6 protein-coding genes are annotated in these 5,111 nt (G+C 66.8%); 2 read left to right on the top strand and 4 right to left on the bottom strand.

Annotated features, from left to right (window positions below):
* The first annotated feature begins 570 nt into the window (after positions 1-570).
* Positions 571-786 carry a hypothetical protein gene (locus ACLJT4_RS42070; protein WP_411130429.1) on the top strand — a complete coding sequence of 72 codons (216 nt, stop codon included), beginning with the start codon at positions 571-573 and terminating at the stop codon, positions 784-786.
* Here the strand turns inward: ACLJT4_RS42070 and ACLJT4_RS42065 are convergent.
* A complete protein-coding gene (locus tag ACLJT4_RS42065; protein ID WP_411130427.1) occupies positions 773-1,336 on the bottom strand; it encodes a helix-turn-helix domain-containing protein in 564 nt (187 codons plus the stop codon). The genes ACLJT4_RS42070 and ACLJT4_RS42065 overlap by 14 nt on opposite strands.
* Positions 1,337-1,444: 108 nt before the next feature.
* On the opposite strand from ACLJT4_RS42065, the gene def reads away from it, so the two are divergent.
* Entirely contained in the window at positions 1,445-2,104 is a 660-nt protein-coding gene (gene def, locus ACLJT4_RS42060; protein ID WP_411130425.1) for a peptide deformylase, read from the top strand.
* 597 nt (positions 2,105-2,701) lie between these two features.
* Here the strand turns inward: def and ACLJT4_RS42055 are convergent.
* From ACLJT4_RS42055 to ACLJT4_RS42045, 3 genes are all read right to left on the bottom strand, one after another.
* Positions 2,702-3,442, bottom strand: coding sequence for a class I SAM-dependent methyltransferase (locus ACLJT4_RS42055; RefSeq protein ID WP_411130424.1), 741 nt, complete (start codon positions 3,440-3,442; stop codon positions 2,702-2,704).
* A 635-nt stretch (positions 3,443-4,077) separates the two neighbouring features.
* Positions 4,078-4,326 carry a hypothetical protein gene (locus ACLJT4_RS42050; protein WP_411130423.1) on the bottom strand — a complete coding sequence of 83 codons (249 nt, stop codon included), beginning with the start codon at positions 4,324-4,326 and terminating at the stop codon, positions 4,078-4,080.
* Positions 4,327-4,397: 71 nt separating this feature from the next.
* A complete protein-coding gene (locus tag ACLJT4_RS42045) occupies positions 4,398-4,754 on the bottom strand; it encodes a hypothetical protein (RefSeq protein ID WP_411130421.1) in 357 nt (118 codons plus the stop codon).
* Positions 4,755-5,111: the final 357 nt, after the last annotated feature.

The following is a 5,111-nucleotide window of genomic DNA, read 5'->3' as shown; positions in this document are numbered from 1 at the left end:
GGCTCCACCAACGCCCATAGTTCATCCGACACGATCCACGGCCGCGACTGACGCTTTCCCACGACCAGACCAACGAGCAGATACGCCAACAGTCACATGATCAACCACTTCTGTTAGGACCTCTAAGCGGTCAGAGCACTAGCCACACCACAACATCCTCTTGGTCACCCCATGACAGCGACCACAGCCCCGTCCTGCACCCGCTACCAGGACATCTACTCCGCGATTCCGCTGACGCCCACCCGCTGCCACCCCACCGCCCACTCACACTGCCCCCGCACATCGCCGCGAAGATCTGCGGCCACGCCGCTCTGGACACGACCATGGGCTATGCCGCGATCTACCCGGAGGACGTGATCTCCCATCACCGGGCCTTCACCGCACGCCGCAGAACCGAGCGGCCCAGCGAGGAGTACCGCGAGCTCACAGCCGTCGAATGGGCCGAGTTCCTCTCGCACTTCGAACTCCGCAAGGTCGCCTTGGGAACCTGCGGGCGCGACTACGCGACCCCCTGCCAGCATGAAAATGCCTGTGTCAGGTGTCCCTTTACTTCTCGTGAACCCGGCCCAGATGCCTCGCCTTGAGGAGATCCACGCCACCCTCATCGACCGTCTCCAGGAGGCTAAGGACCAGGGGTGGCTCGGCGAGGTGGCCGCCATCGAGACCACCATGGCTGCCGCCGCGCAGAAGCTGGAGCAGATGCGCGAGCGTGCATCCCAGCCGTCCACCGTTCCCCTCGGCATGCCCGACATCCGCACGGCTGCCGGCAGGCTCACCGACCAATGAGGGGGAACAGCCGGGTGACCGCAGCTACGGCCACGGTGCCTGCCGGGCGCGCGGCGGGTTGTTGGTCCCGTTCGCGGTAGTCGGCCAGTAGGCAGCGGATGGACGTGGCAAGGTCGGCCATTTCCGCTGGAGTGAGGTGGACCACGGCGCTGAAGGACTCGTCGTGCTGCCACTCGCTCGGCGCCTGCTCTCGGTGAGCCAGCCAATGTTGATAGCTCTCATCTTCCAGTCCACGCGCTAGCGCGGCGAACTCTTCCGGCGCTTCCCGGTCGGACTGATCGGAGGACGTCCAGCGCAGCTGCCACGGCCGTGCCCGGCCGCCGCTGTGTGGCGCTTCTTCAATGAGGCCGTGCCGGGCGAGTTGACGCAGATGAAAGGAGCAGAGGCCAGAACTGTGGCCAAGGCGGGCAGCGGCCTGGGTCGACGTGACTGTGCCGACCTCGGCGAGCAGGTCCAGCAAGGCGACGCGCACGGGATGGTCGGGGAGTTGCCGCCGGGCGCGATGCGGCAGTGGGTCCGTGGACGCGGCTTGACGGTTTTCATCGCTCATTTTGCAAAGGGTGCTACTTTGCAAAGCATTCGGTCAAGCTGGGCCGCGGGCCGGCCGGGGCGTTCAGCCCTGGCCGACTGAGGCATGTGCGGAAGGCGTTGATATTTCATGGCTGTTGGGTTCGGTGATACCTCGCAGGACCGCCGGGTGCGCGTGCTGGGTGAACCCGTCGATTCCTATCCACGGCTCGCGCCGGAGGTCGAACGGGGTTCGGTGCGCCGCATCACCGTCGTCGGGGAGGAGATTCTGCGACGGCGGTGCCGGGAGGTCACGCAGTTCGGTACGCGGGAGCTGTCGCAGCTGGTGGACGACATGTTCGCTACGAACCAGGTGGCGGAGGGCGCGGGGCTTGCCGCCAACCAAGTCGACGTGGACCTGCAGTTGTTTGTGTGGGACATCACGGATGAATGGGGGGTGCGTCACGTCGGGCACATCGCCAACCCCGTCCTGGACGAGGCGCCGACCGAGCAGCGCAGGCTGGTCGAAGAACCCGAAGGCTGTCTGTCCGTTCCCGGCCCCTACCGGGTGGTGCCCCGCCTCGACCGTGCCGTCGTACGAGGCCGTGACAAGAACGGCAAGCCGCTCGTGATCGAGGGCAGAGGGTACTTCGCCCGGTGCCTGCACCACGAGACAGACCACCTTCACGGTCACCTGTATCTGGACCGGCTTGCCCAGCGGGCACGAAAGGCAGCCCTCCGCGAGATGGCTGCGTCCAAGGACGAGATGTTCGCCCGGCGTGCCGCCCTGGCCAAGAAACTGGGCAAGTAGCGCCGTTCCTGCATATTCAGTGATCCCGCTGACTGACGAACCGCCGAGCCCGCCTACTCCAGCGAGCGCTGAGCCATGTCCGCTCTTCCTCCACGGCTTCCTGGTTGCCAGGTCTCGCAGGGGCGCAGACCAAGCAAGAGGGGTGGCCCTCCTTGACTCGCGACACGCCCGGCAGGGCCCGGTCCAACTTGTCCACCACTACGTTCTGTGGTGGGCGCGGCCTGGAACCCCAACCCCTCTTCATGCTCGCTTAGTTCGGATAAGCTTGCTTGCGATGTTCGCTCCTCCGGCCCGAGCCGTCCCAACGAGACCGCCTGATCGAGATCCGCGACAACCTGCTCGATCGGATCGCCGAAGCTCAGCGTGAAGGCTGGCTCGGAGAGGTCGAGGGCTTGGAGATCAGCCTTGGCCGGCACCGAGGAGAAGCTGAGCCAGCTCGATGCCGCACACAAACCCTCGGTGATCCACCTGGGCCTGCCCACCTTCGGCCAGATCGCCGGACGGTCCATCACCCCCTGACCATCCCTCGCAGCAACCGGCAGACGGGCTAGGGCATGTCCGGCGAGGGGATGCCTTCACGTCTCGGCGCGGCGGAACTTATGGTTTGTGGGTTACCCAGAGCAGTTCCGCCGGCCAGCGGTGTGCCCAGTCGGGTGGGTCGGTTTCGTTGTAGCCGTTGGGTATTCCGAGTTCGGGCCGCGGCTCGATGAGGTCGTCGATGATGAGACCCGCGCCGCGCAGGACCTTGACCCAGTCGCCGTAGGTAAGCTGATAGCTGGTCGCGCCGTCGCCTTCGGCGATGGTGTTCAGCCCGAAGTAGTCCTGCTGCAGCGTCGTGGTCACGCGGCTGGCGGCTTCGTCGTAGCAAGCTTCGAACCATGGGCTGGCGACGTTGAACACCAGGCGCCCACCTCGGCCCAAGACGCGTGCGGCCTGCGGGACGGCCAGGTGCGGGGGCGCCCAGCTGAGCCCACCGAAGTCGCAGAACACCAGGTCGAAGCTGTCGGCGGCGAAGGGGAGTTGTTCGGCGGCGCCTTGCACTAGCGGGTAGCGGGCCGCTCCCATCGCGCGGGCCGCTGAGGCGAGTTGGGCTTCGGACAGATCGAGCCCGACCACGGCGGCGCCCTCGGCGGCGAGCGCCCTGGACCACTGGCCGGCGCCGCAGCCGAGTTCGAGGACGCGCTTGCCGGTGACGTCGCCCAGGGCGTGCAGGTGCGCGTCGGGGATGGAGTACATGCCCCACAGCCGGGGTGTGGCGCCGATTTGCGGGTCGTGCTCGTGCTGGTAGGCGCTGCTGATCTGGTTCCAGAGCCGCCGGTTGGCGGGGATGCTGTCCACGTGCCGACTCCAGCATTGCCTGCCGGGGGCGGTCAACACGATTAGGGCGCTGGCCGGCCCTCGCCTCGGTCCGGCCCTGGCTCGGCCCATGGTCCGCCGGACGAGCCCTAACCCTGTGCGATCCGACCCCAACGAGACAGGCCGACCGGTAGTTCGGAGAAGGTCCGCTGTGTGCCAGCTGCAACACCTTCGAAGGCAAGGGTGTGCGATTCCTCGCACGGACCGGAAGCGTGCTGCACCTCCTGGAGTGCCGCGGCTGTCTGGACCGCAAGACCCTCCCCTGCCGCTTCCGCATCGAGGTGATTCGCGAGCATGTGGAGGCGACCGAGCGGCACGGCCGCTGTGGCGGCAGCGGCACGGCCGCTGCCGCCACCGCCCCTACACGACAGAGCTGGAGCAAGTACACGGCGTGCTCCGGTTCTCACTGCGCTGCCATCAGAGCAGCTGAACGAAGGGCATCACCGCCGCGGAAGCCACTGACCTCGTGAGGGCATTCGTTGAGAAGACCCTTGCCGCTGCTCGCCGGGTGCCCTGACCTTTGTCTGGCCCCCGCGCGCAACAGTGAGGCCCGGTCTCCATGGACTGGGCCTCATCATCGTTGCTGCCAGCCGAGTCGCTCGGCCCCGCGCGGTCAGCTACGCAACGGTGTCAGGGTCGTGGCCATCACTCTCCAGACCAGCGTCGATGACCAACTGCGGGATGTCGCCGGTGGAGGTATCCGGGTCGATGGGGTCAACCAGTTCGGCGAACCCGTCGTACAGGCGTTCCGACATCGCGTACCGCTGGGCGTCCTGGTTGAAGTGGTCAGGGCCCGAAGCAAGGACAGCACGAAAAATCGTCAAACACCGCACCACATGCGGACCAGACAACGTCACCGTCGCCATGCCGCTCTTGCCGTCGAGACGGACTCGCTTGCTCGGGAAGTCCTGGGAATCGACCTGCCCGTGGAAAGCGATCAGGATCTCGTTCGCTGGCGGTACCAGTCGCTGGGGAGATCGGTGAGCGGCCCGTACGAGGCTGCCAGGTCCAGCCACGGCACCGGCTTGCTCTTCTCTTGGAAGGACAGCCGCGGCTTGTAGCCGCGCAGCTGCCGCTCGCCCTTGTGCGGGCCCTCGCCGGTGAGGCGGATCCACAGGTCGCCCTCACCGTCCACGACGAACTCCCGCCATCCCCAGTGGTCGTCCGCGGGCGCCGCGTCCTCGGGACCCCAAGTCGTGCGGTCCGGGTGCTCAGAGCGCCGAGCCTGGGTGACAGTGAGCTGAACCGTGCGGTCACCCGACCGATCCGCGGCAAGAGCGGGGAAATCAATCATGCCCCATCCTTTCGCGGCACCGAGCGCCGCTGACGTCCCTTCCCTAAATTCGGTCCCGAACTGGAGCCTTCGGCTACATCAGCGGCCCGCCCGGCACCGGCGTCGGCCCCGCTTAAGTGTGCGACTGGGCCAGCATCCTGATCCCCGACGGGCGCCGCGTGCTGAGCCGCCACCTGCTCCAGCACCGCATACAGCCGCTGAGCCCGCCAGCTGCGCGGGCTGCCGAACGCCTAGGGCCTGTGCGGAGTCATGATCAATGCTGGCTCCGCGGTGGAAGAAGTTGATCTGGCCTCACGCATCATGGAGCTCGTGAAAGGCTCGCCGGATGGACTATGCGTTCGATGCTCCTCCCGTTGA

This window comes from Streptomyces sp. x-19, assembly GCF_046549115.1.
Lineage (GTDB): Bacteria > Actinomycetota > Actinomycetes > Streptomycetales > Streptomycetaceae > Streptomyces > Streptomyces albulus_C.
The sequence above is the reverse complement of the archived record's forward strand: the minus strand, read 5'-3'. Positions and strand labels throughout refer to the sequence as shown.

Coding starts and splice junctions, on each gene's coding strand:
- ACLJT4_RS42070 (WP_411130429.1), top strand. CDS start 571: ATGCCTCGCCTTGAGGAGATCCACGCCACCCTCATCGACCGTCTCCAG.
- ACLJT4_RS42065 (WP_411130427.1), bottom strand. CDS start 1,336: ATGAGCGATGAAAACCGTCAAGCCGCGTCCACGGACCCACTGCCGCAT.
- def (WP_411130425.1), top strand. CDS start 1,445: ATGGCTGTTGGGTTCGGTGATACCTCGCAGGACCGCCGGGTGCGCGTG.
- ACLJT4_RS42050 (WP_411130423.1), bottom strand. CDS start 4,326: ATGGCGACGGTGACGTTGTCTGGTCCGCATGTGGTGCGGTGTTTGACG.
- ACLJT4_RS42045 (WP_411130421.1), bottom strand. CDS start 4,754: ATGATTGATTTCCCCGCTCTTGCCGCGGATCGGTCGGGTGACCGCACG.